This window comes from Jannaschia seohaensis (genome assembly GCF_900116765.1).
GTDB lineage: Bacteria > Pseudomonadota > Alphaproteobacteria > Rhodobacterales > Rhodobacteraceae > Jannaschia > Jannaschia seohaensis.
This window is the reverse complement of the sequence record NZ_UETC01000005.1, coordinates 122,832-148,095: the sequence shown is the minus strand read 5'-3', so window position 1 is coordinate 148,095 and position 25,264 is coordinate 122,832. Positions and strand designations below refer to the sequence as shown.

28 protein-coding genes and 1 pseudogene are annotated in these 25,264 nt (G+C 68.7%); 17 read left to right on the top strand and 12 right to left on the bottom strand.

The window, feature by feature from the left end:
- Window positions 1-6 precede the first annotated feature (6 nt).
- The 3 genes from DTQ71_RS12580 to phbB all read left to right on the top strand — a co-directional run bounded on the left by DTQ71_RS12580 (window position 7) and on the right by phbB (window position 3,030).
- A complete protein-coding gene (locus DTQ71_RS12580; RefSeq protein ID WP_109564642.1) occupies window positions 7-846 on the top strand; it encodes an EAL domain-containing protein in 840 nt (279 codons plus the stop codon).
- A 162-nt stretch (window positions 847-1,008) separates the two neighbouring features.
- Window positions 1,009-2,184 carry an acetyl-CoA C-acetyltransferase gene (locus DTQ71_RS12575; protein ID WP_109564641.1) on the top strand — a complete coding sequence of 392 codons (1,176 nt, stop codon included), beginning with the start codon at window positions 1,009-1,011 and terminating at the stop codon, window positions 2,182-2,184.
- Between the two features lie 123 nt (window positions 2,185-2,307).
- Window positions 2,308-3,030 carry an acetoacetyl-CoA reductase gene (gene phbB, locus DTQ71_RS12570; RefSeq protein WP_109564640.1) on the top strand — a complete coding sequence of 241 codons (723 nt, stop codon included), beginning with the start codon at window positions 2,308-2,310 and terminating at the stop codon, window positions 3,028-3,030.
- Between the two features lie 109 nt (window positions 3,031-3,139).
- On the opposite strand, the gene DTQ71_RS23505 is transcribed toward phbB, so the two are convergent.
- Complete coding sequence (locus DTQ71_RS23505; protein ID WP_170125423.1) at window positions 3,140-3,277, bottom strand: hypothetical protein; 138 nt, start codon at window positions 3,275-3,277, stop codon at window positions 3,140-3,142.
- A 112-nt stretch (window positions 3,278-3,389) separates the two neighbouring features.
- Here DTQ71_RS23505 and gcvA point away from each other — a divergent pair, with 112 nt between their 5' ends.
- Window positions 3,390-4,343 carry a transcriptional regulator GcvA gene (gene gcvA / locus DTQ71_RS12565; protein ID WP_109564816.1) on the top strand — a complete coding sequence of 318 codons (954 nt, stop codon included), beginning with the start codon at window positions 3,390-3,392 and terminating at the stop codon, window positions 4,341-4,343.
- 61 nt (window positions 4,344-4,404) lie between these two features.
- Here gcvA and DTQ71_RS12560 read toward each other — a convergent pair whose 3' ends face one another.
- From DTQ71_RS12560 to DTQ71_RS12550, 3 genes are read right to left on the bottom strand one after another with little or no spacing between them, the layout of a single operon-like run.
- Window positions 4,405-4,581, bottom strand: coding sequence for a YdcH family protein (locus tag DTQ71_RS12560; protein ID WP_109564639.1), 177 nt, complete (start codon window positions 4,579-4,581; stop codon window positions 4,405-4,407).
- Between the two features lie 32 nt (window positions 4,582-4,613).
- A complete protein-coding gene (locus DTQ71_RS12555; protein WP_109564638.1) occupies window positions 4,614-5,387 on the bottom strand; it encodes a tRNA1(Val) (adenine(37)-N6)-methyltransferase in 774 nt (257 codons plus the stop codon).
- Window positions 5,384-5,599, bottom strand: coding sequence for a putative signal transducing protein (locus DTQ71_RS12550; RefSeq protein ID WP_109564637.1), 216 nt, complete (start codon window positions 5,597-5,599; stop codon window positions 5,384-5,386). Before DTQ71_RS12550 ends, DTQ71_RS12555 begins: the two co-directional genes overlap by 4 nt.
- A gap of 48 nt (window positions 5,600-5,647) precedes the next feature.
- Here DTQ71_RS12550 and DTQ71_RS12545 point away from each other — a divergent pair, with 48 nt between their 5' ends.
- Window positions 5,648-6,640, top strand: coding sequence for a polyprenyl synthetase family protein (locus tag DTQ71_RS12545; RefSeq protein ID WP_109564636.1), 993 nt, complete (start codon window positions 5,648-5,650; stop codon window positions 6,638-6,640).
- Between the two features lie 108 nt (window positions 6,641-6,748).
- Here DTQ71_RS12545 and DTQ71_RS12540 read toward each other — a convergent pair whose 3' ends face one another.
- The 4 genes from DTQ71_RS12540 to DTQ71_RS12525 form a co-directional block, all read right to left on the bottom strand.
- Window positions 6,749-7,546, bottom strand: coding sequence for a 4-(cytidine 5'-diphospho)-2-C-methyl-D-erythritol kinase (locus tag DTQ71_RS12540; protein ID WP_109564635.1), 798 nt, complete (start codon window positions 7,544-7,546; stop codon window positions 6,749-6,751).
- A complete protein-coding gene (locus DTQ71_RS12535) occupies window positions 7,543-9,243 on the bottom strand; it encodes a tetratricopeptide repeat protein (protein WP_170125422.1) in 1,701 nt (566 codons plus the stop codon). Before DTQ71_RS12535 ends, DTQ71_RS12540 begins: the two co-directional genes overlap by 4 nt.
- 105 nt (window positions 9,244-9,348) lie before the next feature.
- Window positions 9,349-10,998 carry an electron transfer flavoprotein-ubiquinone oxidoreductase gene (locus DTQ71_RS12530; RefSeq protein WP_109564633.1) on the bottom strand — a complete coding sequence of 550 codons (1,650 nt, stop codon included), beginning with the start codon at window positions 10,996-10,998 and terminating at the stop codon, window positions 9,349-9,351.
- An 88-nt stretch (window positions 10,999-11,086) separates the two neighbouring features.
- Window positions 11,087-11,785: an HAD family hydrolase gene (locus tag DTQ71_RS12525; protein ID WP_109564632.1), complete on the bottom strand. Its 699-nt coding sequence runs from the start codon at window positions 11,783-11,785 to the stop codon at window positions 11,087-11,089.
- An 81-nt stretch (window positions 11,786-11,866) separates the two neighbouring features.
- Here DTQ71_RS12525 and clpS point away from each other — a divergent pair, with 81 nt between their 5' ends.
- The 8 genes from clpS (at window position 11,867) to DTQ71_RS12485 (ending at window position 17,891) form a co-directional block, all read left to right on the top strand.
- A complete protein-coding gene (gene clpS / locus DTQ71_RS12520; RefSeq protein WP_109564631.1) occupies window positions 11,867-12,214 on the top strand; it encodes an ATP-dependent Clp protease adapter ClpS in 348 nt (115 codons plus the stop codon).
- A 9-nt stretch (window positions 12,215-12,223) separates the two neighbouring features.
- Window positions 12,224-13,207, top strand: a complete 984-nt coding sequence (locus DTQ71_RS12515) for a class I SAM-dependent methyltransferase (RefSeq protein ID WP_109564630.1) — start codon at window positions 12,224-12,226, stop codon at window positions 13,205-13,207.
- Complete coding sequence (locus DTQ71_RS12510; protein WP_109564629.1) at window positions 13,204-14,016, top strand: SDR family NAD(P)-dependent oxidoreductase; 813 nt, start codon at window positions 13,204-13,206, stop codon at window positions 14,014-14,016. Before DTQ71_RS12515 ends, DTQ71_RS12510 begins: the two co-directional genes overlap by 4 nt.
- 169 nt (window positions 14,017-14,185) lie before the next feature.
- Entirely contained in the window at window positions 14,186-14,788 is a 603-nt protein-coding gene (locus DTQ71_RS12505; protein ID WP_109564628.1) for a pyridoxamine 5'-phosphate oxidase family protein, read from the top strand.
- A 174-nt stretch (window positions 14,789-14,962) separates the two neighbouring features.
- A complete protein-coding gene (locus DTQ71_RS12500) occupies window positions 14,963-16,573 on the top strand; it encodes a peptide chain release factor 3 (protein ID WP_109564627.1) in 1,611 nt (536 codons plus the stop codon).
- Window positions 16,574-16,669: 96 nt separating this feature from the next.
- The gene (locus DTQ71_RS12495) at window positions 16,670-16,873 is read left to right on the top strand and encodes a hypothetical protein (protein ID WP_109564626.1); all 204 of its coding nucleotides are present in this window, start codon (window positions 16,670-16,672) and stop codon (window positions 16,871-16,873) included.
- Window positions 16,874-16,902: 29 nt separating this feature from the next.
- Complete coding sequence (locus DTQ71_RS12490) at window positions 16,903-17,259, top strand: hypothetical protein (RefSeq protein ID WP_109564625.1); 357 nt, start codon at window positions 16,903-16,905, stop codon at window positions 17,257-17,259.
- Between the two features lie 80 nt (window positions 17,260-17,339).
- Window positions 17,340-17,891: a hypothetical protein gene (locus DTQ71_RS12485; protein ID WP_245947486.1), complete on the top strand. Its 552-nt coding sequence runs from the start codon at window positions 17,340-17,342 to the stop codon at window positions 17,889-17,891.
- Here DTQ71_RS12485 and DTQ71_RS12480 read toward each other — a convergent pair.
- Window positions 17,866-18,206: pseudogene (locus DTQ71_RS12480) on the bottom strand (OsmC family protein). The gene DTQ71_RS12485 and the pseudogene DTQ71_RS12480 overlap by 26 nt on opposite strands.
- Before the next feature lie 226 nt (window positions 18,207-18,432).
- Here DTQ71_RS12480 and DTQ71_RS12475 point away from each other — a divergent pair.
- Entirely contained in the window at window positions 18,433-19,872 is a 1,440-nt protein-coding gene (locus tag DTQ71_RS12475; protein ID WP_109564623.1) for a DEAD/DEAH box helicase, read from the top strand.
- Window positions 19,873-19,877: 5 nt separating this feature from the next.
- On the opposite strand, the gene DTQ71_RS12470 is transcribed toward DTQ71_RS12475, so the two are convergent.
- Window positions 19,878-20,753 (bottom strand): LysR family transcriptional regulator, encoded by an 876-nt coding sequence (locus DTQ71_RS12470; RefSeq protein WP_170125421.1) that lies wholly within the window; start codon window positions 20,751-20,753, stop codon window positions 19,878-19,880.
- A 94-nt stretch (window positions 20,754-20,847) separates the two neighbouring features.
- On the opposite strand from DTQ71_RS12470, the gene DTQ71_RS12465 reads away from it, so the two are divergent.
- Window positions 20,848-21,255: a DUF4260 domain-containing protein gene (locus tag DTQ71_RS12465; protein WP_109564621.1), complete on the top strand. Its 408-nt coding sequence runs from the start codon at window positions 20,848-20,850 to the stop codon at window positions 21,253-21,255.
- Here the strand turns inward: DTQ71_RS12465 and DTQ71_RS12460 are convergent.
- Both DTQ71_RS12460 and DTQ71_RS12455 read right to left on the bottom strand, forming a co-directional pair.
- Window positions 21,213-22,430 (bottom strand): mandelate racemase/muconate lactonizing enzyme family protein, encoded by a 1,218-nt coding sequence (locus DTQ71_RS12460; protein WP_109564620.1) that lies wholly within the window; start codon window positions 22,428-22,430, stop codon window positions 21,213-21,215. The genes DTQ71_RS12465 and DTQ71_RS12460 overlap by 43 nt on opposite strands.
- Window positions 22,427-23,500, bottom strand: coding sequence for an alcohol dehydrogenase catalytic domain-containing protein (locus tag DTQ71_RS12455; RefSeq protein ID WP_109564619.1), 1,074 nt, complete (start codon window positions 23,498-23,500; stop codon window positions 22,427-22,429). Before DTQ71_RS12455 ends, DTQ71_RS12460 begins: the two co-directional genes overlap by 4 nt.
- 175 nt (window positions 23,501-23,675) lie before the next feature.
- On the opposite strand from DTQ71_RS12455, the gene DTQ71_RS12450 reads away from it, so the two are divergent.
- Both DTQ71_RS12450 and lysA read left to right on the top strand, forming a co-directional pair.
- Window positions 23,676-23,984 carry a DUF2834 domain-containing protein gene (locus DTQ71_RS12450; protein ID WP_109564618.1) on the top strand — a complete coding sequence of 103 codons (309 nt, stop codon included), beginning with the start codon at window positions 23,676-23,678 and terminating at the stop codon, window positions 23,982-23,984.
- Complete coding sequence (gene lysA, locus DTQ71_RS12445) at window positions 23,984-25,258, top strand: diaminopimelate decarboxylase (RefSeq protein WP_109564617.1); 1,275 nt, start codon at window positions 23,984-23,986, stop codon at window positions 25,256-25,258. The genes DTQ71_RS12450 and lysA overlap by 1 nt, the downstream gene beginning before the upstream one ends.
- Window positions 25,259-25,264: the final 6 nt, after the last annotated feature.

Genomic DNA, 25,264 nt, shown 5'->3' with positions numbered 1-25,264 from the left:
GCGCCGATGGCACGTGACGACGACTATGGGGCCAGCGACCCGCTGGCCCATGCGATCGCCGAGCGGGATCGCGACATCCTCTCCACCGTCGAGAGGTCGCTGAAGCGTGGCGATGTGCGGCTAGCCTTCCAGCCGGTCGTGGGCGCGGCGGATGGGCGCCCGGCCTTCCACGAAGGTCTGGTCCGCGTGCTGGACGAGACCGGCCGCATCCTCCCTGCAGCGCAGGTATTTCCCTTCGTCGAGACGATGGGGCTGGGTCGGGAGTTGGACGTGGCCGCCCTGCGCCAAGGGCTCGACACGCTCGCGGCCAGGCCGGCCCTGCGCCTGTCGATCAACATGTCCGCCCGCTCCATCGGCTATGCCCGCTGGGCGCGGACCCTTCGCCGGGGACTCGCCCGCGACGAGACCGTGGGAGAGCGGCTGATCCTGGAGATTTCCGAGGCCTCGGCGATGCTGCTGCCCGACCTCGTCCGCGCCTTCATGGCCGAACACCAGGACAAGGGCCTGACCTTCGCCCTGGACGAATTCGGCGCGGGGCAGACCTGCTTCCGCCAGCTGCGCGACTTCTACTTCGATATCGTCAAGGTCGATCCGGGCTTCGTCTCGGGCTGCGCCACCGACCCGGACAATCAGTGTATCCTGGGCGCGCTGGTCACGATCGGGCGGCAGTTCGACATGTTCACCGTCGCCGTCGGGGTCGAGAACGCGGCGGAGGCGCGCTTTCTCGCCGAAGCGGGGTTCGACTGCCTCCAGGGCTTCCATTTCGGCGCCCCGCAACTGCGCCCGTCCTGGTTGGAGGAGCGCCCTCAAGCCCCGCGGCGGCAACGGCGCGGCCCCAGGGGCTGAGCCAAGCGGATTGGCGACGGGACGCAGGGCGGGCCCGCAGTTGACGTAGATCATTTGCGCCTTTCGCCCGCAGACGCTAGGGACCGCGCACAGACGCGCGCGGAGCAGAGCGCAGGCGGGGCCGTCGCCCTGCCCTCCGGGCGCCACGAAAGGACGCACCGAATGACCAATGTCGTGATTGCCTCCGCCGCCCGGACGCCGGTCGGCTCCTTCCTCGGCTCTTTCGCAAACACCCCCGCACATGAGCTTGGACGCGCCGTCATCGAAGAGGTCGTCGCCCGTGCCGGGGTCGACAAGTCCGAGGTCTCTGAGACGATCCTCGGCCAAGTTCTGACCGCCGCCCAAGGTCAAAACCCTGCGCGCCAGGCGCATATCAACGCCGGCCTGCCACAGGAATCGGCCGCCTGGGGCATCAACCAGGTCTGCGGGAGCGGTTTGCGCGCCGTCGCGCTCGGCGCGCAGCACATCATGCTGGGCGATGCCTCGGTTGTCGTCGCCGGCGGCCAGGAGAGCATGTCCATGTCCCCCCATGCCCAGGCCATGCGCGCCGGGCAAAAGATGGGCGACATGAAACTGGTCGACACCATGATCAAGGACGGCCTCTGGGACGCCTTCAACAACTACCACATGGGCCAGACCGCCGAGAACGTCGCCGAGAAGTGGCAGATCACCCGCGAGCAGCAGGACGAGTTCGCGGTCGCCTCGCAGAACAAGGCCGAGGCCGCGCAGAAAGCCGGGAAGTTCGACGACGAGATCGTCGCCTACACCGTCAAGGGCCGCAAGGGCGACACGGTCGTCGACAAGGACGAATACATCCGCCACGGCGCCACCATCGACAAGATGTCGGGCCTGCGCCCGGCCTTCACCAAGGATGGCACCGTGACCGCGGCCAACGCGTCCGGTTTGAACGACGGCGCGGCGGCAACGCTGCTGATGAGCGCCGACGACGCCGAGAAGCGCGGGATCGAGCCCCTGGCCCGTATCGCGTCCTACGCCACCGCCGGCCTCGACCCGACGATCATGGGTGTCGGCCCGATCTACGCCTCGCGCAAGGCGCTGGAGAAGGCGGGCTGGACCGTGGACGACCTGGATCTCGTCGAGGCCAATGAGGCCTTCGCGGCCCAGGCCTGCGCAGTCAACAAGGACATGGGCTGGGATCCGTCGATCGTGAACGTGAACGGCGGCGCCATCGCCATCGGCCACCCGATCGGCGCCTCGGGCTGCCGCGTGCTCAACACGCTGCTTTTCGAGATGAAGCGCCGCGATGCGAAAAAGGGCCTCGCCACGCTGTGCATCGGCGGCGGCATGGGCGTCGCCCTCTGCGTCGAGCGTCCCTGAGCAATCGCCCCCGGCAGGCCCTCTCATCGGCTCGATCGAGCCTCTTCGAGAGGGCCCGCCCCACCCCCAGGCCATGAGGCTCGAAAGAGCCGAAGAGCATCCCAAGACCGGAGGAAACCTATCATGTCCCGCATCGCACTCGTCACCGGCGGCAGCCGCGGCATCGGCGCCGCCATTTCCAAAGCCCTGCAGGACCAAGGCGCAACCGTTGCCGCGACCTATGCCGGCAATGACGAACGCGCCAAGCAGTTCACCGAGGAAACCGGCATCAAGACCTACAAGTGGGACGTCGCCGATTACGACGCCTGCAAGGCCGGCGTCGCTCAGATCGAAGCCGATCTCGGCCCCATCGACATCCTGGTCAACAACGCCGGCATCACCCGCGACGCGCCCTTCCACAAGATGACGCCCGAGCAGTGGCACCAGGTCATCGACACCAACCTGACCGGCGTCTTCAACATGACGCACAATGTCTGGGGCGGCATGCGGGAGCGCAAGTTCGGCCGCATCGTCACGATCTCGTCGATCAACGGCCAGAAGGGGCAGTTCGCCCAGGCTAACTATGCCGCGACCAAGGCCGGCGATATCGGCTTCAGCAAGGCCCTCGCCCAGGAAGGCGCGCGTGCCAACATCACCGTCAACGTGGTGGCGCCAGGCTACATCAACACCGACATGATGAGCACGATCCCCGAGAAGGTGATGGACGCTATCGTCGGCGGCATCCCGGTCGGCCGTCTCGGCGAGGCCGAAGAGATCGCGCGCTGCGTGGCGTTCCTGACCTCGGACGATGCCGGCTTCATCACCGGCTCGACCATCTCGGCCAATGGCGGCCAATACATGAGCTAAAGCGAAGAGAGCCGAAAGGCTCGATGAGCACATGAGAGAAGGCCCGGCCCCGCGAGGGGACCGGGCCTTTTCGGTCGGACCGCAGCGCGATGCGTTCGGCCCGGCCGGATCAGGCGGTGCGGGCGCCCGACATCAGCGCCCAACCGGGGCGACGGAAGCTGAACAGGCTGCGGAAGACGCGGGCCCGCTCCGCCCGGGCGCGGGCAAAAGCTTCTTCATAGGTGGTGGAGCTATGCACCTCGAACATGGCGGGGTTTCCTCTATTTCATGGATTTCTTACCTGACACCAATATGGCCCTCGAGGAGGGGCTGAACAAACGAGACTTTCCAAGGCATCGATTAAGATATACTTGTCCGATATGAGCGACCGACTTCCGCCCCTCACCGCCCTGCGCGCCTTCGAGGCCGCTGCCCGTCATCTGTCATTCCAGGACGCGGCGGCCGAGCTTTCGGTCACGCCCGCCGCGCTTTCGTTTCAGATCAAGTCTCTGGAGACCCATCTCGGCGCACCGCTCTTTCACCGCCTCAATCGTCGGGTGGAGCTGACCGAAGCGGGACAGGCGCTGACCGCCCCCGCATCCGAGGGGTTCCAGACCCTGGCCGCCGGCTGGCGCGCGGCCAAGCGCACGCTCGACAGCGGCCTCCTGACGATCACGGCGGGGCCGGCCTTCACCGCCAAATGGCTCGCCCCGCGTCTCTTCGACTTCGCCCAGCGCCACCCCGAGATCGAACTGCGCTTTGCCGCGACGCTGAAGATGCTCGACTTCGCCACCGATGACATCGACATCGCCATCCGCTTCGGCCCTGGCGATGAGGGGCGGGATGCGGGCCTGCACCTGGCGCTGACCATCGAGGAATGGGTCACGCCGATGATGCATCCCGACCTCGCGGCCCACTACCCGACCCCGGCCTCCCTGACCGAAGCCCCGATCATCTTCGACGATTCCCACGCCTTCCTGCGCAACTCGGTCGGCTGGGAGGACTGGTTTCGCGCCTGCGGGGTTGCGGCCGACGACCTGCACGGACCGCGCTTCAGCCAGGCGGACCATGCCATCGACGCAGCGCAGTCGGGAGCGGGCGTCGTGCTGGGCCGCGTCTCCCTGGCCGAGAGCGCGCTGCGCCACGGGCAACTGGTCGCCCCCTATGACGTAGCGCTGGTCCCGCGGGCGGGGTTCCGCGTGCTCTGCCCCGAGGGGGCGCAGACGCGGCCGGGCACGCGGGCGTTTCTGGATTGGCTCGCGGTCGAGGTGCGCCGGATGGACGACCACCGCGCCGGGCGGAGGATGATCGACGCGGGCGCGCTCGAGGCCTGACGCCGGGCCACAAAAAAAGGCCCGCCGGACCGGGCCTTTCCCGTCTGTGACGGAGGTCGCGTCAGTGCGCGGGGGCCGAACTGAGCCGTTCGATCTCTTGCTTGAGCGAGAGCTTGCGCTTCTTCATCTCGGTCAGCGCCACCGAGTCCACGCTCGGGCTCCGCTGTTCCTCCTCCACCTGTCGGGAGAGTGTCTCGTGCTTCTTTCGCAGTTCCTGAAGGTGCGAGGCAAGCGACATGGCAGTCTCCTATTTGGTTGGTAGCCTCCCGATCAGATCACGCCGCCCGCCCCGCTGTCACGCATTTTCGAAGCTGCGCCGCGGCACGGCTTTCGTCGCATTGTCAGCATCTCCATTCCCCGCAGAATCTTCTCCGCCTCGGCGGCATATGCGCCATCGCCGCGTTGGCGATGCAGGACGAGCGGTGGAAGCAGTTCAAGCGGGCCTTTCGCGCCCAATCGCCCCTGCACCACGACCCGCCCGGCCGGCGCATCGGCCAGCGGCGCGATGGGCCGAACGGCGAGGTCGCCAAGCGATGTCATGGCCGGCAAGATCTCGCCCAGACGGTCCGCGCGGGCGATGATCGTGACAGTGCCCTTGGGCGCCACGCGACGGCAGGCGACCCGGACCCAGTCGGCCAGCGCCCCCGTCCCCGCCTCGCGCAGCGCCGCCTCGCGCGCGGGGTCGCGCGCGGGCGATCCGGCGCCCGCGGCGAAATAAGGAGGGTTCGCGATCACATGGGTCCATTGGCGGCGCAGCGGTGGCGGTAGATCGGTCACATCGGCCTCCGCGACCTCGGCACCGCCGTTTCGCCGGGCCAAAGCCGCCGCGGCCGCGTCCCACTCCACCCCCGTCAGGTCGAGCCCGGGCACCCGGGCGCCCAGGCAATACATCGCCGCGCCCACACCGCAGCCGAGGTCGAGCACGCGGTCGCCCGGAACGGCAGGCACCGCCGCCGCCAGAAGCACCGCATCCGAGCCCGCGCGGAATCCCCCGTCCAGCTGTTCGAGATGCAGACGCCCACCCAGAAAGGCGTCCCGGCTCATTCCGACACGGAGAGCCCGTTATCGACCAGCGCCGCCCGCGCCAGGAACAGGTCCCGATCGGCCACCATCAGGCGGCGCGGCAAAATGCCGATGGAGCCTTCGAGGATCGATGTGTTGGCGTCCAGGACGAAGCAGTCTATACCCTCCCCGTCCAGCAAGGCCGAGGCGAAGGCGATGATCGTGGGGTCGTTCGTCCGCAGGAGTTCTCGCATGGGCAAAGAGCTAGGGGGCCGCGTGGCCCTTGTCGAGACGGGGATTCCATGACGATCACGCAGTTGCGAAAGCCGCATGAGCGGCTGGCCGAGGCTTGCGCAGACGAGATGAACGCGGTGAACGCGCTGATCCGCACCCGGATGGCCAGCGAGCACGCCCCCCGCATCCCGGAGGTGACCGCCCATCTGGTCGAGGCGGGCGGCAAGCGGGTGCGTCCCCTGCTGACGGTCGCCTGCGCCAAGCTCTTCGGCTATTCCGGCGAGGATCACGTCAAACTGGCGGCGACGGTCGAGTTCATCCATACCGCCACGCTGCTTCATGACGACGTCGTCGACGAGAGCGAACAGCGGCGCGGGCGACCCACCGCCAACCTGCTCTGGGACAACCAGTCGAGCGTGCTGGTCGGCGATTACCTCTTCGCCCGTTCCTTCCAGCTGATGGTCGAGACCGGCTCGCTGCGGGTGCTCGACATCCTGTCGGGCGCCGCGGCGACCATCGCCGAGGGCGAGGTGCTGCAACTGACGGCGGCGCGCAACCTGGCCACGACCGAAGCGACCTATCTCCAGATCGTCCGCGGCAAGACCGCGGCGCTGTTCGAGGCGGCGGCCAAGGTGGGCGGCGTCGTGGCGGCTGCCTCCGAGGACGAGGTACGCGCACTGTCGGAGTTCGGCGACGCGCTGGGCGTGAGCTTCCAGATCGTGGACGACTGGCTGGATTATGGCGGCGCGGGCGACGGGATCGGGAAGAACCTGGGCGACGATTTCCGCGAGGGGAAGCTGACCCTGCCGGTCATCCGTGCCCTGGCGCGCGGCGACGAGGCGGAGCGCGCCTTCTGGCGCGAGGCACTGGAGCGGGGCCGATCCGACGATTTCGACCGCGCGCGGGCAATCGTGGAGCGGCACGGCACGCTGGAAGAGGCCCGGCAGGAGGCCCTGGCCTGGCGCGACCGGGCGGTCGCTGCGCTGTCCCGGCTGCCGGCGGGGGACCTGCGCGACATGCTTTCGGACCTCGCCGACTACGTGGTCGCGCGGGCGGAATAGGCGCGTCAACTCCGGCGTCGGGGCCCCGGGGCGCGGTCGGGATTTGAGTATTTTTGAACCCGTGATGAGGGGGGGCGGCGCGTTAACCTTAACGAGGGGTGAACGCGGTCAGGTGAGGGTCGTGGCGCGGACCCACCAGCCGGGGCGGTCGAGCCGCGCGGCGGCGGCGCGGGCGGCCTCCGGGCTGTCATAGATGCCGAAACAGGTCGCGCCGGAGCCGGACATACGGGCCAGCGCCGCGCCCGTGCCGCGGAGCGCATCGAGCGCGGCAGCGATGCCGGGAGCGGCCGACATGGCGGGCGGCTCCAGGTCGTTGCGCTGCGCGGCGAGCCAGCGGAGAAATGTCGGCGCGTCGCTGCGCTCCGGCACGGCGGCCTGGCCGGGATTGTCAGGGCTGGCCAGCGCGCTGAAGACGGCGCCGGTCGGACAGTCCAGCCCCGGATGCAGCAGGACCGCGGGCAGTGGCGGCAAGGTGAGCGGGTCGACCCGCTCTCCGATGCCGCGCATCCGGGCGGCGCGGGCGGCCACGCAGACCGGCAGATCGGCGCCGAGGCGCAGCAGCGCCTCGGTCGGCAAAACCGCGCCCACCAGCCGCAACGCCGCCGCCGCATCCGACGATCCGCCCCCGATCCCGCCCGGATGGGGCAGGTTCTTTTCCAAGACGACGGCGCGGGGAGCGCCCGCCATGTCCAAAGCGCGGCGAATCAGATTGGTGTCATCGGTCGGCACGCCCTGGGCGAAGGGGCCCGTAACCGTCAGCCCGTCCCCCGGACCGGCCGTCAGCCTGTCCCCGAGATCCGCGAAGGCCACGACGCTGTCGAGCAGATGGTAGCCATCCGCCCGGCGCCCGGTGACATGCAGCGTCAGGTTGATCTTGGCGGGGGCGAAACCCGGATCGGGCGTCACTCTTCGGCGGCCTCCAGCGCGCCGACGCCGCCCTCTTCCTCCAGCACGACGTCCAGCCCGACTTCCAGCTTGCGGCGGATGCGCTCAGCGTCCTCCTCCTCGGGGTCGAGGGAGAGCGCGCGCTCCCACTGGAACTCCGCCTCGCGCTTGCGACCGACTTTCCAGAGCACGTCACCCAGATGGTCGTTGATGATCGGGTCGAGCGGCTCCAGATCGACAGCGCGCTCCATCGGCTCCACCGCCTCCTCGAAGCGGCCGAGCCGGTAGAGCACCCAGGCCAGCGAGTCGGTGATATAGCCGTCCTCGGGGCGCGCGGCGACCGCCCGCTCGATCATGTCGAGCGCCTCGGCCAGCTTGACGCGCTTTTCGACGAGCCCATAGCCCAGATAGTTCAGCACCTGGGGCTGGTCGGGGTTCAGCTCCAGCGCGGCGCGGAAATCGGCCTCGGCGGCATCCCACTGGTCCGTCCGCTCCAGCGCGATGCCGCGGACATAGTGCAGATACCAGTTGCGGGCCTGACCGCCAGGCGCCAGCTCCAGCGCGCGGTCATAGGCGGCGGCGCTCTCCTGGAAGCGTTCCAGGCGGCGGAGCGTATCGCCATAGGCGGCCCAGACGGTCTGCCGGTCAGGATGCGACTTGGTGAGGGCCGAGAGCACCTCGACCGCGGCGTCCTCCTTTTCTGCGGCCAGCAGCGCCTCGGCGCGGGTGATCTCGGCACCGAAATAGGCGGGGTCGTCGCCGGGCACCCGGTTGAGCACCTCGACGGCGAGGTCGTATTGCTGCTGCTCGTCCAAAAGCTCCGCGGTCAACACGAGCGCATCGACATGATCGGCACGCAGCGCGTTGGCCGCTCGGGCGGCCAGCAGCGTGAAGGTCGAAGAGGTCTCGCCGGCGAAGATCGCCGCCAGCGTGAAGTAGGCCTCCGCCATGCCATGGGCCGGCTCCGTGACGAAGCTCCAGCCGATTTCCTCCCCGGCCTCGACCCGCTGGGCGAGGTCCTGCAAGGCGGGGCGGTTCGTTTGGGCATTGGCCTGGGTGAGCAATTCCAGCGCGTCGTCCGGGCGATCAAGGGCGAGCAGGATCTGGGCATGCGCCTCCACCCCGCGCGCGGAGACCCCGATCGGCCCATCGGACCGGCCGGAGAGAATGTCGTCGGCCGCAGCATAGTCGCCGGTCATGGCCAGGGCGAAGGCGCGGTGCAGATGCGCAATGGGGGCGAAACCTTCGGTCTCGGCCAGATCCTGGAACGCGGTCATGGCCGCCTCCTGATCGCCCTCGGCGACCGCCATCCAGCCCAGCAGCAGCCCGTCCAGCAGCGCCCCCGCAACGCCCCGGTCGAGGATCATGGCGCGGGCCGTTTCGTACTCCTCGTTGACCAGCGCCTCCAGCAGCAGCGCGCCATCGGCGAACTGGCTCTGCGCGCCTTCCTGATCCAAAAGGCGGGCGGCCTCGGCGGCCTCCTCGACCTGGCCCAGGGCCGAATGGATGACGACGGCGTTCTCCAGGATCCGCGGCTCCCGCGCGCCGCGATCGAGGAGGCGCACGTAATACTCCGCCGCGGCGTCGTAATCGTTGCCATACCCGGCGATCCGCGCGGCGAGATAGGGGCCCGACAGCCCCTGCGCTTGCACAGGGGCCTGACCCGTCAGCGACGAGACCGCGAGGGCTGCGGCGAGCAGGAGCGGGCGAAAGGTCATACGCATTCCTCGTGCGATGGATGGCGCAACGCTACGAGGCGCCGCACGGGGGTTCAAGCGGGGGCGCCGGACGCCCGGCGCCTCCCGTATCACGAAAGCGTCAGCTCACATGTTCGGATAATTCGGCCCGTCCCCGCCCTGCGGAACCGTCCAGGTGATGTTCTGCGCCGGATCCTTGATGTCGCAGGTCTTGCAGTGGACGCAGTTCTGGAAGTTGATCTGGAACTTGGCCGAGGGCCCTTCCCCGATGAACTCGTAGACGCCGGCAGGGCAGTAGCGCTGCGACGGCCCGGCATAGCGGGCCAGACCGATATCGACCGGCACTTTCGGGTCCTTCAGCTTGAGATGGGCCGGCTGGCTTTCCTCGTGATTGGTGAAGGAATAGGCCACGTTGGTCAGCCGGTCGAAGGACAGGACGCCATCGGCCTTGGGGTAATTGATCGGCTCATAGCCGAAATGGGCTTCGGTGGACTCCGCGTCGGACTTGCCGTGCTTGGCGGTAAAGGGCGACCAGCCCAGCAGGTTGTTCATCCACATCGAGGCGCCGCCCACGGTCAGCGAGGCGGCGAGGCCGTAATTCGACCAGAGCGGCTTGACGTTGCGGACCTTCTTGAGATCCTTGCCGATCGCCCCCGTGCGCACCTCGGCGTCATACGCCTCCAGCGTGTCGGAGGCGCGCCCGGCCTCGATGGCCGCATGGGCCGCCTCGGCCGCCGCCTTGCCCGAGAGCATGGCGTTGTGGTTGCCCTTGATGCGCGGGACGTTGACCATGCCTGCGGCACAGCCCAGCAGCGCGCCGCCCGGGAAGGCCGTTTTGGGCAGCGACTGCCAACCGCCCTCGGTGATCGCGCGGGCGCCATAGGCCACGCGCTTCCCGCCTTCCAACAGTTCGGCGACCATGGGGTGATGCTTGAACCGCTGGAATTCCATGTAGGGAAAGAGATAGGGGTTCTTGTAGTTCAGGTGGACGACAAAGCCGACATAGACCTGATTGTTGTCAAGGTGATAGATGAAGGAGCCGCCACCCGCATTGGAGCCCAGCGGCCAGCCCATCGTGTGGACGACCTTGCCGGGCTGGTGCTTCGCCGGATCGATCTCCCAGATCTCCTTCATGCCCAGGCCGTATTTCTGGACGTCCGCGTCGGCATCGAGGCCATATTTCGCGATGACCTGCTTCGAGAGCGATCCGCGCACGCCCTCGCCCAGGAAGACGTATTTGCCGTGGAGCTCCATCCCCGGCTCGTATCCGGCGCCCTTGGTGCCATCCGGCTCGATCCCGAACTCGCCCGCGACGACGCCCTTCACGTTGCCTTTGGCGTCATAGACCAACTCGGAGCAGGACATGCCCGGGAAGATCTCGACGCCCAATTCCTCGGCCTGTTCGGCCATCCAGCGGCAGACATTGCCCATCGAGACCACGTAGTTGCCGTGGTTCGACATCAGCGGCGGCATGACCGCGTTGGGGACGCGGATCTTACCCTCTTCGCCCAGCACATAGAACGCGTCCGAGGTCACGGGGACATTCAGCGGCGCGCCCTTCTCCTTCCAGTCGGGGATCAGCGCGTCGAGGCCCACCGGGTCGAGCACCGCGCCCGACAAGATATGCGCGCCCACCTCAGAGCCCTTTTCGAGCACGACCACGGAGCGCTCGGGGTCGAGCTGCTTGAGCCGGATCGCCGCCGACAGCCCCGCGGGGCCCGCGCCGACGATCACGACATCGTATTCCATGCTTTCGCGTTCGATGGTCTCGGACATGTCGATTTCCCTGGAATTACGTCGGGAGACGGTATGGGGAGCGCGGGACGGGGCGTCAATCGTAACGCAGCGCTTTGTCGCGCCCCGCTCAGCGCAGCCCGGCGACCAGCGCGGGCAGATCGGCCAGGGTTTCGATCCGGCGATAGCGCGCGGCGCCCTCGGGCGGCTCGGCCGCCTCCAGCGCCCATTCCAGCTCCGACGGGCAGTAGACACCCCAGGCCCCGGCCTCGATCGCGGGCAGCACGTCGGAGCGCATGGAGTTCCCCACCATCAGCGCCCGCTCCGGGCCTTCCCCATGCTGCGAGAACGCGCGCAGATAGGTCTCCCGCGTCTTTTCGCTGACGATTTCGATCCCGTCGAACAGCTCCCCCAGCCCGCTCTCGGCGAGCTTGCGCTCCTGGTCGAGCAGGTCGCCCTTGGTGATCATCACGAGCGTATAGTCGGCGGCCAGGGCCCGCACCGTCTGCTCCACGCCGGGCAAGAGGTCGACCGGGTGACGCAGCATTTCCCGCCCCGCCTCCAGCAGGGTCGCGATGGTCGAGGCGGGGACGCGCGCCTCCGTCACCTCGATGGCCGTCTCGATCATCGACAGCACGAAGCCCTTCACGCCGAAGCCGTAATGCCCCAGATTGCGCCGCTCCGCCGCCAAGAGCCGCTCCATCAGGTGATCGGGATCGGCATGGTCCCGCAGAAGGTCCGCGAAACGGTCCTGCGTCAGACGGAAGACCGTCTCGTTATGCCAGAGCGTATCATCCGCATCGAAGCCGATCGTCGTAAGGCTGGTCATCCGCGCCTCTTTCCTCTAGGCCTCTGCCGCCTATATCGTGGGACCGATCGGTTCCAGACTCAAACGCCAGAGGCTGCGCCCATGCGCGACGACATCTTCCAGGCCATGGCCGAAAAAGACGACGATGGCGATGGCGACGTCTCCGTCGTCACCAAAACCAAGCCCAAGACGGCCAAGCCGCCGCTCTACAAGGTGCTGCTGCTCAACGATGACTATACCCCGATGGAATTCGTGGTGCTCGTGTTGGAGCGCTTCTTCGGCATCGGCCATTCGCACGCGGTCGAGATCATGCTGACGGTCCACAAGAAGGGGGTCGCGGTGGTCGGCGTCTTCTCTCACGAAATCGCCGAGACCAAGGTGGCGCAGGTGATGGATTTCGCCCGGCGTCATCAGCACCCGCTGCAATGCACAATGGAGAAAGAGGAGTAGTCCTCCTCCATGACTGACCGACTATCGCTGGCGCTCTCAGGCGGGATCGTTGCGCTGCCCGAGACGGGGCGCGTGCTGCTGATGCGGCCGCCGGGGGGGCTCTCGACCGAGGCGCTACCGCTCGACCGGATTGTGGCGGAGCAAGGGTTCCGCCCCGACTTCGAGGCGTTGGAGGCGCGCGGCGTCACGGTGACGCCCGAGGCGGAGGGCAGCTTCTCAGGCGCCATCGTCTTCGCCGCCCGCGCCAAGGCGCTGACCTTCGACATGCTGGCCCGGGCCTGCGCGCGGGTCGGCCCGGGCGGCCCGGTGATCGTCGATGGCGCCAAGGCGGACGGCATCGACTCGGTGCTGAAGCGCGTGCGCGCCGCCGCCCCCGTGGGCGAGGTCTATTCCAAGGCCCATGGCAAATGCTTCGCCTTCGAGGCGCCCGCCGAGACCCCCGAGGACTGGGCGGCGCCGCCCGCGTCGGTCGACGGGTTCCTCACGGCGCCGGGGGTGTTTTCCGCCGATGGGATCGACCCGGGCTCGGCGCTCCTGGCGGAGCATCTAGGCGATCTGGCGGGCCGGGTCTGCGACCTCGGCGCGGGGTGGGGCTATCTCTCGGCGCGCGTGCTGGCAGAGCCCAAGGTGACGGAATGTCACCTCGTCGAGGCCGAGCACGCCGCGTTGGCCTGCGCCCGCGCCAACATCACCGATCCGCGCGCGCGGTTTCACTGGGCCGATGCCACGCGCTGGGAGGGGGGGCCGTTCGACGTCATCGTCACAAACCCGCCCTTCCACAGCTCGCGCAAGGCGGACCCGGATCTGGGCCGCGCCTTCATCGCCGCCGCCGCTCGACTGATAAGCCCGCGCGGCCGCGTCTTGCTGGTCGCAAACCGCCATCTGCCCTACGAGGCAGCCTTGAACGCGGCCTTCGGAGAGGTCACCGTCCTGGACGACGCTCAGGGCTACAAGGTGATCGCGGCCCGCCGCCCAATCCGGAGACAGGCATGAGCCTCAGCATCGAAGGTAAGACCGCCATCGTCACCGGCGCCGCCAACGGCGTCGGCCTCGCCATCGCCCGGCACTTCGTCGAACAGGGCGCCAACGTCATGTTCGCCGACCGTGACGAGGACCGGCTGGAGGACGAGATCGGCGACGCCCAGTCCATGGAAGCCGGAAACCTGCGCTATTTCGCCGGCGACCTGCGGGAGCGGCTGACCATCGCCAACCTTCTCTCGGCGACCATCGACGCCTTCGACCGGGTCGACATCCTGGTGAACGCCTCGCGCCAGATCATGATCACCGATCCGCTCGATCCCGAGGACGAGAGCGTCTCGACCCTGCTGGAGCAGAACCTGCTGACCGCGCTGCGCCTGAGCCAGGCCGTGGCCAAGCGCATGATCCACCAAGCCGAGGAGGACAAGCAGGACAGCGGGATCATCGGCTCCATCGTCAATGTCGGCAGCATCGCGGGGCGGCGAACGCAACCCGAATTGCTGGCCTATTCGATCTCGGCGGCGGCGCTTGACCAGGCGACCCGGTCGCTCGCGGTCTCGCTCGCCTCCCACCGGATCCGGGTGAACGGGCTGGCCGTGGGGTCGGTGATGTCGGCCAACCTGATGCAGCGCATCGCCGAAGAGGGCGACCTGCGCCAGGCCATCATCGACGCCACGCCCATGGGCCGCATCGCGGCGCCGCAGGAGCTGGCGGAGACAGTGCAATACTTGGTCTCGGACGCGTCGGGCTTCATGATCGGTCAGATCCTGACCGTGGATGGCGGCCGGACGCTGATCGACCCGGTGGTCGAGCCCACCCATTGAGCGGCGGCGCGGCCGGACGGGGGCATCGAGCCCCCGCCCGTCCGGGCGCTGTCGCGCCGCGCGCCGGCCGAGAGGGCGGTGCGGAGTGGTCGATGGTTGGATTGAGTATTTGTGAACCCGTGATGAGGTGGGGAGTGCCCCGACCCAAGCGGTGCAAAGGAGAGACGCCGTGAGTCACGACATCACCGATCTCGAAGCGCTGCACGCGCTCTATGGTACGCCCGGCGCGGCGGCCTTGGACAAGGTGGCGGATCGGCTGACGCCGCTCTATCGGCGCTGGATCCTGGCCTCGCGGTTCTGCATCCTCTCGACGGTCGGGCCAGAGGGCACCGATGCCAGTCCGCGCGGCGATGACGGACCGGTCGTGCAGGCGCTGGACGCGCGCACCCTGCTGCTGCCCGACTGGCGCGGCAACCAGCGGCTCGACAGCTTGCGCAACATCGTGCGCGACCCGCGCGTGTCGCTGATGTTCATGGTTCCCGGATCCGCCAACGTGATCCGCGTCAATGGGACGGCCAGGCTCACGACGGACCCGGAGCTCATCGCCCGGTTCGAAGAACGCGGCCGCCGTCCAACCCTGATCGCGGCCATCACCATCGGTGAAGTCTACAGCCAATGCGCGCGGGCGATTCTGCGCGCGGGGCTCTGGGGTGAGACGCCGGCGCCGGATCTGCCGAGCGTCGGCGATCTCTTGCAGGAGCAGCGCGCGGAATTCGACGGGGCCGCCTATGACGCAGCATGGCCGGCACACGCGGCGCGCAGCATGTGGTAGCCGCGCGAGACGACACGGACGGCCGCGTGCACGGCCCAGTCGAGCGCGCGGCCCTGATGTCGGAAATGACGCATCGGCGCTCCTCCTGACGGCGAGGCTACCGCCCGCGCCTGTCCGTTTGGTTAACGCCTGCGGCCGATTGCGAGCCCCGCTCCGCGCGCCTATAGGGGCGCCATGCTCGACAACGCCCCCATTCTCCCGCCCGAGATCGGCCGCCGCCGAACCTTCGCGATCATCTCGCACCCGGATGCGGGCAAGACGACGCTGACCGAGAAGTTCCTGCTTTACGGGGGCGCGATCCAGATGGCGGGGCAGGTGCGCGCCAAGGGCGAGGCGCGGCGCACGCGGTCGGACTTCATGAAGATGGAGCAGGATCGCGGGATCTCCGTCTCCGCCTCGGCCATGTCCTTCGATTTCGAGCGGGGCGGCCAGAGCTATCGGTTCAACCTGGTCGATACGCCGGGCCACTCGGATTTCTCCGAGGACACCTATCGCACGATCACCGCCGTGGACGCGGCCGTGATGGTGATCGACGGGGCGAAGGGGGTCGAGAGCCAGACACAGAAGCTGTTTGAGGTCTGCCGCCTGCGCGACCTGCCGATCCTGACCTTCTGCAACAAGATGGACCGGGAGAGCCGGGACACCTTCGAGATCATCGACGAGATCCAGGAGAATCTGGCGATCGACGTGACCCCCGCCTCCTGGCCGATCGGGATGGGGCGCGACTTCCTGGGCTGCTACGACCTGCTGCACGACCGGCTGGAGCTGATGGACCGGGCCGACCGCAACCGTGTCGCCGAGACGGTCAAGATCACCGGGTTGGACGACCCGAAGCTGGCCGAGCACGTGCCTGCCGACATGCTCGCGCAGCTGCGCGAGGAGATCGAGATGGCGCGGGAGTTGCTGCCCGCCTTCGATCGTAAGGCGTTCCTCGAAGGGACATTGACGCCGATCTGGTTCGGGAGCGCGATCAACAGCTTCGGGGTGCAGGAGCTGATGGCCGGCATCGCCGAGTTCGGCCCGCCGCCGCAGCCGCAACGCGCCGAGCCCCGGCAGGTCTCGGCCGACGAGTCCAAAGTCACCGGCTTCGTCTTCAAGGTGCAGGCGAACATGGACCCCAAGCACCGGGACCGGGTGGCCTTTGTCCGCCTCGCCTCGGGCCATTTCGAGCGCGGGATGAAGCTGACCCATGTGCGCTCGAAGAAGGCGATGACGATTTCCAACCCGGTGCTGTTCCTCGCCGCCGACCGGGAACTGGCCGAGGAGGCTTGGGCCGGCGATATCATCGGCATCCCGAACCACGGGCAGCTCCGCATCGGCGATGCGCTGACCGAGGGCGAGGCGCTGCGCTTTACCGGCATTCCGAGCTTTGCGCCCGAACTGCTCCAGGGCGTGCGGGCGGGCGACCCGATGAAGGCGAAGCATCTCGAAAAGGCACTGATGCAATTCGCGGAGGAAGGCGCGGCCAAGGTCTTCAAGCCCGCCATCGGCTCGGGCTTCATCGTGGGCGTGGTCGGCGCGCTGCAATTCGAGGTGCTGGCCAGCCGCATCGAGCAGGAATACGGCCTGCCGGTCCGCTTCGACCCGTCGCAGTTCAAGTCGGCCCGCTGGATCAGCGGACCCAAGGACGCGGTCGAGGCGGTCATCGCCAAGAACAGCCAGCACATCGCCTATGACAATGATGGCGCCCCGGTCTTCCTGACCCGGCTGCAATGGGACATCGACCGGATCGAGCGCGACCATCCGAAGGTGGTCCTCAGCGCGACCAAGGAGATGATGGTCTAGGGCGCGGGCCTTGGCGTAAACCGGAAATTAACCAAGTCCCTCCACCCTCTCGGCTTTCATCCGCCCGGAGGGCGCACGGCGGGCGGCCCCCTTGTCGTGGTGGAGTTGAAGGCGGGCACGACCCGGCCGGAGGCGGTGGCTCGGATCCTGGGATACATGGCCGACCTGCCGGAAGAGGAAGGGATCGCTGTGCGCAGCTATCCGATCGGAGCGGATCCTCACCCCCCGGTGGAAGCGGCCGCCCGCGCGGTGCCCGCGCTGGCCTTGCGAAGATACGCCTATCGGTTCACCCTCGACTGACCCTGCCCCTTGACCGACAGACCCCGCCCATGATCCCCCGCGCCACCGTCGCCCGCGCTATTGGCCTGCCCGAGGACACCGACGCCCTGCCCCCCGGCGACCTGCCGCTGGACCGCTTCGCCGCGCGCTATGTCGCGTATCTCGCGACCGAGGAACCGCAGACCGAGACGCCCGATGCCTGGACCGGCGCCGTCATGGACGCGCTGATCGCGGAGGATCCGGAACTCGCCTTCGCCGCGCTCCGCGCCGGGCTGCCGCTGGATGAGGGCGGGCGCCTCGCCGACCCGCTGTCTGAGCTTGGCGCGCGTCCGGGTTGGGCCGCCCGCATCGAGGCGGCAGCGGAGGACGATCCCGCCCTCGCGGCCCGGCTCGACACCGGCGGCTGATGCCTCATCCGAACCGCGTCCAGCCCGACGGGACGTTCCTGGCCACGAAGGCGCGCGGGACCATGATGGGAAATCGCGGCATGCTGCACGACGCCGGCGGCACGATCGGTAATCGGCGGTGGGTGGGCAAGAACTGGGTGTGCTGCGTGCTCTCCTTCAAAGGCAGGCGCCGCGCGATCCTCGCGCCGGGCCGCTACACCGAACTGTTCTTTCTGGACGAGGCCGTGGCGCTGGCCGCGGGACACCGTCCCTGCGCCGAATGCAGGCGCGCGGACTATGACGCATGGTGTGCCGCGTGGGCCACGGCGTTCGGCGCGCGGGAGGGGGCGCAGGTCATGGACGACCGACTACACGCGGCGCGGGCTTTGCCCGGCGCGCGCCGATTGCGGCACGAGACCGGCGCGGCGAAGGACCTCCCCGAGGGCAGCTTTTTCGCCTCGGACGGCCGTCCCTATCTGGTGACGCACCAGGGCGCCCTGCCCTACGCGCCGGAGGGGTACGGGCCGCCGGAAAGCCTGCCGCCCGATGACGTCACGATTCTGACGAACCCGGTGACGCGCGCCGTGCTTGCGGCGGGCTATGGGCCAGCGACCCACCCGAAGGCAGTCAGGCCACCGTCACATCCATCGTGATTTCGGTCGTCAACAGCTTGGAAATCGGGCAATTCGTCTTGGCCGTCTCACAGGTCGCACGCACCGCATCCACCTCCGCCCCGGGCACCGAGACCGACACGGTCAGATGCGAGACGGTCACCGCGAAGCCGCCATCGAAAAGCAGGCGGCAGGGGCGGCCGCGACCAACTCCTCGGGATTGGTGCCTGGCGTCTCCTCGAACCGGGTGTTGAAGCCGCAGGGCTGTGCGTCCAGCATGCCGGATCCCATCGAGACAGTCCCCGTGCACTCCTTCAACCCGTCTTCCCAAAGGGCGCGTCCGTTTCTTTTCGGCATATCGTCACCCCTCTTGAAGACTGACCTTGGAGACACGACATAACCCGATAAGCGCCAGATAATGCCCGCGCAGGTCCCTGCGATTGACCGGGCGCGAGGTGTTTGATACGCGAAGCCCGCGCGCAATGATCGTGCAGGCAGAGGATTCCGAGGAGCGCTGGGTTCTAACGCGTTCCGCCACCCGAGCGTCGGGGCAATGCGGCCCCGCTCTCCAGACAGGACGCACATGACCAGCTTTTCCGATCTGAACCTCGATCCGAAGGTTCTGAAGGCCATCGAGGCCACCGGCTACACCACCCCCACCCCGATCCAGGAGGGCGCGATCCGCCCGGCGTTGGAGGGCCGCGACGTGCTGGGCATCGCCCAGACCGGCACCGGCAAGACGGCGGCATTCACGCTGCCGATGATCACGCGGCTCGGCAAGGGCCGCGCCCGGGCGCGGATGCCGCGTTCGCTGGTGCTCGCGCCGACGCGCGAACTGGCCGCCCAGGTTGCCGAGAATTTCGACCAATACGCCAAGGGCTCGCGCCTCAAGAAGGCCCTGCTGATCGGCGGCGTCTCCTTCAAGGAGCAGGACCAGCTGATCGACCGGGGCGTCGACGTGTTGATCGCCACGCCGGGCCGCCTGATCGACCATTTCGAGCGCGGCAAGCTTTTGCTGACCGGTGTCGAGATCATGGTCGTGGACGAGGCCGACCGGATGCTCGACATGGGCTTCATCCCGGATATCGAGCGTATCTTCGAGATGACACCCTTCACCCGCCAGACCCTGTTCTTCTCGGCCACGATGGCGCCGGAGATCGAGCGGATCACCAACACCTTCCTGTCGAACCCCGTGAAGATCGAGGTGGCGCGGCAGAACACGACCTCTGACACGATCACCCAGATCCTGATCGAGCATACGCCGAAGAACAAGCACTACGCCGCCAAGGACAAGCGCGCGATCCTGCGCTCGATCATCGAGCGGGACGGCGAGGCCTGCCGCAACGCGATCATCTTCTGCAACCGCAAGACCGAGGTCGATGTGGTCGCGAAGTCGATGAAAAAGCACGGCCTGAACGCCGAACCGATCCATGGCGATCTGGACCAGTCGCAGCGCACGCGCACGCTGGACGCGTTCCGCGACGGCTCCTTGCGGTTCCTGGTCGCCTCCGATGTGGCGGCGCGCGGGCTCGACATTCCGAATGTGAGCCACGTGTTCAACTTCGACGTGCCCTCCCATGCCGAGGACTATGTCCACCGCATTGGCCGCACGGGCCGCGCGGGCAAGCTGGGCACGGCCTATACGCTCTACACGCCGTCGGACGAGAAATATCTCGACGCGATCGAGCGCCTGATCGAAAAGCCGATCCCCCGCGGCGAGAACCCATGGCAGGCCCCGGGCGGCAAGGCCGACGAGGCCGCGCCCGAAGCCGAGGCCGAGGACAAGCCCCGCAAATCCCGCAGCCGCAGCCGCTCCAAGGCGAAGCCCGCCGAGGAGACCCCGGTCGAGGCGCCGCCCCAGGCCGAGGAGCAGGCCCCGAGCCGCGAAGCCGACCGCCGCCCCCGCCGCGGAGGCCGAGGCCGCGACCGTGACGACCGCGGCCCCCGGGTCGTCGGCCTGGGCGACCACGTGCCCAGCTTCATCGAGATGTCCTTCGAGGAGCGGATGGCCGAAACGGCCTGACCGCTTCAACCCAAGGCCGCCACCAGCGCGTCGAATACGACCCGGACCCGTCGGACTTGACGCTGGTCCTCGTGCATCGCGATCCAGGCGGGCATGTCCTCCGCCCAGTCCGGTGCCAGCGGGCGGAGACCGAGCGCCGGGGCGATCCGCTCCTGACAGACGCCGATCCCGAACCCGGCAGCGACATGAGCGAGCTGCGCGACGGGATCGTCGGTGCGCAGCACGATCCGCCGGGGCGGCGCCAAGCCGCGGGCTGAGAGCGCCCGAGCCATCCCGTCATTCCGATCTTCCCAGACGAAGGGTGCGGTGGCCAGCAGGTGCGCCAGCGGGGCCTCGGGATCGAGACTCCCCGCGAGGCTCGGAGCGGCATGCAGCCGCAGGCGCAGCGGCGCCACCTTGCGCAGCACCACCGCCGCCTGGCGGGGCGGGGAAAGGAGCCGGACCGCGATGTCCGCCTCCCGCCGCAACACGCTCTCGACCCGGTCGGTCGCGGCCAGCTCCAGGCCGATTCCGGGCGCCTCTGCCAAAAGCGGCGCAAGGATTCCGGGCAGAAGATAGGTGGCGACGATCCGACTCGCGGTGATGCGGACAGGGCCCGACAGCGCGTCGCGATCCTCGGTCCCGGCGCGGTGGAACGCGTGGCCCTGGGCGCGCAGGGCACGCGCCCGCGGCAGCAGTGCCCGTGCCGTCTCGGTCGGGGCCAACCCGTTGGCGGCGCGGGTGAAGAGCGCGACTCCCATCTCCGCCTCCAGTCCCTCGATCTGTCGCCGCACCGTCGGCTGGGCGCGCCCCAGTCGACGCGCCGCAGCCGAAAGGCTACCCTCCTCCAGCACGGCTAGGAACGCGACGATGGCGTCCAAGGAAGGCAGCGTACCGCTCATCACTTCTTGATAGGCGGATAGCGCAAGATGAACAATTCCTTCCAGGCGCGCTGGCGGAGATATCGGGGGCGACCCACCTCGCAGGAGCTTCCCCATGCACAGCAGTCCCGCCGTCACCGGCACCCCCGCGCGTCTCCTCCGGCTGGAGGGCGCGGCGGTCGCCGCCCTCTCCGTCGCGATCTATGCGACCTCCGACGCGCCCTGGTGGCTCTTCGCTGCCTGCCTGCTGCTGCCGGACGTCGCCATGATCGGCTATCTAGGTGGTCCGGGCCCCGGCGCCCGCCTCTACAACGCCGCGCATACTTATCTCGGCCCGGTCCTCCTCGCGGCGATCGGGCTCTGGTCGCAGATCGACCTGGCCCTCGCCCTCGCCTACATCTGGGGCACGCATATCGGCATCGACCGAACGGCCGGCTACGGGTTGAAGTACCCGCAGGGCTTCCGCGCCACCCATCTCGCTCAGTCGGACGCCCCGCCCGTGAAGGCGTTGCCCCGTGCGTAGTCGCAGGGCGCCTGCGACATCTCCAGATGCAGCCGATCACCCGTATAGGCATGCGCCCGCGCCAGATCCTCGTCGAAGGAGATCCCCAGCCCCGGCGCGTCGGACGGCGTGACGAAGCCGCCCTCGACCCGCGGCCCCGAGGCCAGCGCGTGGTGGAAGGGCGACTCGATCGCCTCGACCAGCAGCAGGTTCGGGATCGCCGCGCCCAGTGCGACCGAGGCCGCGAACTCGACCGGCCCGCAATAGAGATGAGGCGCCATCTGCGCGCCGAAGGTCTGTGCCAGCGCGGCCAGCTTGCGCCCCTCCCAGAGGCCGCCCAGCCGCCCGAGCGCGGGCTGGCAGATCGACGCGCCGCCGAGCCTCAGAAGCTGCGCGAACTCGGAGACGCCGCAGAGGCGTTCGCCTGTCGCCACGGGGATGCGGACGGCGCGCGCCACCTCCGCGATGGCATGGGGGTCGTCGGGCGGCACCGGCTCCTCGAACCAAAGCGGGTCGAAGGGCTCCAGCGCGCGGCCCAGCCGGATCGCGCCGGAGGGGGTGAATTGCCCATGGGTGCCGAAAAGGAGATCGGCCCGGTCGCCCACCGCCTCGCGGATCGCGGCGCACATGGCGACGGAGAGCGCGATGTCCCGCCGCCCCGGCTGGTGGCCGCCGAAGATGGTATACGGACCGGCCGGGTCGAATTTCAGCGCCGTCCACCCCTCGGCCGCGCGCCGGGCGGCGATCTGGGCCTGCATCTCGGGGGATGTCCAGAATTCATCGCCTGCGCCCCCCTCCGGATAGAGATAGGTATAGGCGCGCAGCCGGTCGTTCACCCGCCCGCCCAAAAGCGCCCAGACAGGCCGGTCCCGCGCTTTGCCGAGGATGTCCCAGCAGGCGATTTCCAGCCCCGCGAAGGCGCCCCAGACGGTCGGATCGGGCCGCCCGGTGAAGCCCGAGCCCCAGACCCGGCGGGCCATCAGCTCGATATTCTCCGGGTTTTCGCCCTCCATGTGGCGGGCGAAAACATCGGCGATGACGGCGCGCATCGCCTCGGGACCAACGGCCGAGGCGTAGCACTCGCCATAGCCGACGATCCCGCAAGCCGTCGTCAGCTTGGGCAGGATCCAATAGCGCCCGCCCCAGCCCGGCGCGGGCGGCGCGACGACGAAGATCTCCAGATCGGCCAGCCTCACGCCATCACCACGACGTTGCGCCGTCCCTGCCCCGCGCGGGTCGCCGCCATCGCCTCGTTGATCGCCTCCAGGGGATAGGTGCCCGAGACCAGCTCTTCCAACTTCAGCCGCCCCTGCGCGTGCAGGTCCAGAAGCCATGGCACGTCGCGGCGCAGCACGACGTCTCCCATCCGCGTGCCGCGCAGGCCCTGGCCATAATAGGCAGCGTTCACCGGATCGAAATGCCCGACCGTGCCGACATGGGGCATGCCGACCAGATAGGCCGTGCCGTGCGGCGCGCACCAGTCGAGCGCCCGGTCGATCACCGGCTTGGCGCCGACGGTGACGAAGACGTGGTCGGCGAGCCGCCCGATCCGCATCATCGCGCTATGTCCATCCTCGCCAGCGAGAACCCCGTCCGTCGCGCCGAACGCGCGCGCCGAGTCGAGCTTTTCTTCGCTGACATCGACCGCGACGATCCGCGCCGCCCCCGCCAGCCGTGCGCCCTGGATGGTGTTCAGCCCCACGCCGCCTGCGCCGATCACGACGCACCAGTCGCCGGGGCGCACCTTGGCCGTGTTCACCGCCGCGCCCAGCCCCGTCACCACGCCGCAGGAGAGGATGCAGGCCGCCTCTGGCGCGATCTCGTCGCCAAGCGGCGCCAGCTGGCTGGCATCGACCGTCACCGCCTCGGCGAAGGCGCCGCAATTCATCGCCGCCAGCACGGTGTCGCCCTCGCGCGTGGTCAGCGGCGCCGTGGCCCCGGGCGTGGCGCATTGGGTCGCGCGCCCGCCCGCGCAGGCGGGACAGTCGCCGCAGGCGCGGATCAGCGTCACCAGCACGCGCGAGCCGACCCCCAGCCCGGTCACGCCCTCGCCCAGCGCCGCCACCCGGCCCACCGCCTCATGGCCGTAGACCGCCGGCAGATCGCCGCCAAAGCCGCCATCGGCATAGGTGATGTCGGAGTGACAGATCGCCACGGCCTCGATATCGACCTGCACTTCTCCTGGGCCGGGATCGGCCAGGCGCAGGGTCTCGATTTCCAGGGGCGCGCCGAAGCTGCGGCAGACTGCTGCCCGTATCTCTCTCATTCCATTCTCCCATCCGTCCCCCGCGACGTTACGCGACCATGCCTGGGCCGCAACGCCGGAAGCGACGCAGTTACACGGGAAACGCCGCCCCCGAGGCCGCGCGCGGTCCCGTCCCCGGGTTCCCCCGGGGCGCGGGCTCAGATAAGCGGGGCCGGACCAGTCGAGAGGCGCCAGAATGACCCCGTTCCGCATCGTGATGATCGTGCTCTGCGTCTTGGGCGTGGTCCTGCCGTTCCGCTACTTCCTGCCCTGGCTCTCGGCGAATGACTGGGATCTGGGCGCCATGCTCGACGCTTGGCATGTCAACGACGCGGCGTCGGGCCTCGTCTGGGATCTGACGGTCGCGGCGGTCACGCTGACGATCTGGATCGTCTGGGAGACGGTGCGCACCCGCAACTGGCTCGGCCTGCTGGCCATCCCCGCAACCTACATGATCGGCGTGTCGCTGGGCCTGCCGCTCTATCTTCTGCTGAGGCGCGCCTGATGGACCATTTCCTGTATCGCGACGGCATACTCCACGCCGAGGACGTCCCCCTGACCGAGATCGCCGCGCAGGTCGGCACGCCGGTCTATGTCTATTCGGCGGCGACGCTGCTGCGCCATTACCGGCTGTTCGACGAGGCGCTGGCCTGGGGGCCGCATCTGGTCTGCTACGCGGTCAAGGCCGCCTCCAATGTGGCCATCCTCAAGCTGCTGGGCGATGCGGGCGCGGGCATGGACGTGGTCAGCGAGGGCGAGTATCGCCGCGCCCGGGCGGCGGGCGTCCCAGGCGAGCGGATCGTGTTCTCCGGCGTGGGCAAGACCGAAGCCGAGATGCGCCACGTGCTTGCGGACGGCGTGCGCCAGATCAACCTGGAGAGCGAGCCGGAGATGCGCCAACTCTCCCGCATCGCCGCCGAGATGGGCGTCGAGGTGCCGGTCACCGTGCGCGTGAATCCGGACGTGGACGCCAAGACCCACGAGAAGATCTCCACCGGCAAATCCGAGAACAAGTTCGGCATTCCCATCGCCAAGGCCCGCGAGGTCTATCGCGAGATCGCCGCCTTGCCCGGCCTGCGCGTCGTCGGAATCGACGTGCATATCGGCTCGCAACTGGTCGATCTGGAGCCGTTCCGCCTCGCCTACCGCAAGGTCGCCGACCTGACCGAGGCGCTCCGCGCCGATGGCCACGCCATCGAGCGGCTGGACCTGGGCGGAGGTCTCGGCATTCCCTATGCCCGCTCCAACCTCGCCCCGCCGGTGCCGATGGATTACGGGCAGGTCATCCGCGACGAGGTCGGCCATCTGGGCTGCGAGATCGAGATCGAGCCGGGCCGGCTGATCGCGGGCAACGCCGGCATCCTGCTCACGCGCACCATCTTCGTCAAAGAGGGCGAGGGCCGCGACTTCCTGATCGTGGACGCGGCGATGAACGACCTGATCCGCCCCGCGATGTATGGCGCCCATCACGATATCGAGCCGGTGCGGGAGCCCGCGCCCGGCAGCGTGCGGCGGCCCTATGACATCGTCGGCCCCGTCTGCGAGAGCGGCGACACCTTCGCCAAGGGGCGCGACATGGTGCCGCTGGGGGCGGGCGACCTGATCGCGTTCCGCTCCGCCGGGGCTTACGGCGCCGTCATGGCCAGCGAATACAACTCCCGGCCCCTCGTCCCGGAAGTGCTGGTGAGCGGCGATGACATGGCCGTGATCCGCGCCCGGCCCAGCTTTGAAGAGATGATTTCCCGCGATACCATTCCCGAATGGTTGAACACGCCCTAGCTAAAA

Excerpts from the sequence above, each read along its gene's own strand:
- DTQ71_RS12580 (WP_109564642.1), top strand. The coding sequence starts at position 7 with ATGGCACGTGACGACGACTATGGGGCCAGCGACCCGCTGGCCCATGCG.
- DTQ71_RS12575 (WP_109564641.1), top strand. The coding sequence starts at position 1,009 with ATGACCAATGTCGTGATTGCCTCCGCCGCCCGGACGCCGGTCGGCTCC.
- phbB (WP_109564640.1), top strand. The coding sequence starts at position 2,308 with ATGTCCCGCATCGCACTCGTCACCGGCGGCAGCCGCGGCATCGGCGCC.
- DTQ71_RS23505 (WP_170125423.1), bottom strand. The coding sequence starts at position 3,277 with ATGTTCGAGGTGCATAGCTCCACCACCTATGAAGAAGCTTTTGCCCGC.
- gcvA (WP_109564816.1), top strand. The coding sequence starts at position 3,390 with ATGAGCGACCGACTTCCGCCCCTCACCGCCCTGCGCGCCTTCGAGGCC.
- DTQ71_RS12560 (WP_109564639.1), bottom strand. The coding sequence starts at position 4,581 with ATGTCGCTTGCCTCGCACCTTCAGGAACTGCGAAAGAAGCACGAGACA.
- DTQ71_RS12555 (WP_109564638.1), bottom strand. The coding sequence starts at position 5,387 with ATGAGCCGGGACGCCTTTCTGGGTGGGCGTCTGCATCTCGAACAGCTG.
- DTQ71_RS12550 (WP_109564637.1), bottom strand. The coding sequence starts at position 5,599 with ATGCGAGAACTCCTGCGGACGAACGACCCCACGATCATCGCCTTCGCC.
- DTQ71_RS12545 (WP_109564636.1), top strand. The coding sequence starts at position 5,648 with ATGACGATCACGCAGTTGCGAAAGCCGCATGAGCGGCTGGCCGAGGCT.
- DTQ71_RS12535 (WP_170125422.1), bottom strand. The coding sequence starts at position 9,243 with ATGACCTTTCGCCCGCTCCTGCTCGCCGCAGCCCTCGCGGTCTCGTCG.
- DTQ71_RS12530 (WP_109564633.1), bottom strand. The coding sequence starts at position 10,998 with ATGTCCGAGACCATCGAACGCGAAAGCATGGAATACGATGTCGTGATC.
- DTQ71_RS12525 (WP_109564632.1), bottom strand. The coding sequence starts at position 11,785 with ATGACCAGCCTTACGACGATCGGCTTCGATGCGGATGATACGCTCTGG.
- clpS (WP_109564631.1), top strand. The coding sequence starts at position 11,867 with ATGCGCGACGACATCTTCCAGGCCATGGCCGAAAAAGACGACGATGGC.
- DTQ71_RS12515 (WP_109564630.1), top strand. The coding sequence starts at position 12,224 with ATGACTGACCGACTATCGCTGGCGCTCTCAGGCGGGATCGTTGCGCTG.
- DTQ71_RS12510 (WP_109564629.1), top strand. The coding sequence starts at position 13,204 with ATGAGCCTCAGCATCGAAGGTAAGACCGCCATCGTCACCGGCGCCGCC.
- DTQ71_RS12500 (WP_109564627.1), top strand. The coding sequence starts at position 14,963 with ATGCTCGACAACGCCCCCATTCTCCCGCCCGAGATCGGCCGCCGCCGA.
- DTQ71_RS12490 (WP_109564625.1), top strand. The coding sequence starts at position 16,903 with ATGATCCCCCGCGCCACCGTCGCCCGCGCTATTGGCCTGCCCGAGGAC.
- DTQ71_RS12485 (WP_245947486.1), top strand. The coding sequence starts at position 17,340 with ATGCTGCACGACGCCGGCGGCACGATCGGTAATCGGCGGTGGGTGGGC.
- DTQ71_RS12475 (WP_109564623.1), top strand. The coding sequence starts at position 18,433 with ATGACCAGCTTTTCCGATCTGAACCTCGATCCGAAGGTTCTGAAGGCC.
- DTQ71_RS12470 (WP_170125421.1), bottom strand. The coding sequence starts at position 20,753 with ATGAGCGGTACGCTGCCTTCCTTGGACGCCATCGTCGCGTTCCTAGCC.
- DTQ71_RS12465 (WP_109564621.1), top strand. The coding sequence starts at position 20,848 with ATGCACAGCAGTCCCGCCGTCACCGGCACCCCCGCGCGTCTCCTCCGG.
- DTQ71_RS12455 (WP_109564619.1), bottom strand. The coding sequence starts at position 23,500 with ATGAGAGAGATACGGGCAGCAGTCTGCCGCAGCTTCGGCGCGCCCCTG.
- DTQ71_RS12450 (WP_109564618.1), top strand. The coding sequence starts at position 23,676 with ATGACCCCGTTCCGCATCGTGATGATCGTGCTCTGCGTCTTGGGCGTG.
- lysA (WP_109564617.1), top strand. The coding sequence starts at position 23,984 with ATGGACCATTTCCTGTATCGCGACGGCATACTCCACGCCGAGGACGTC.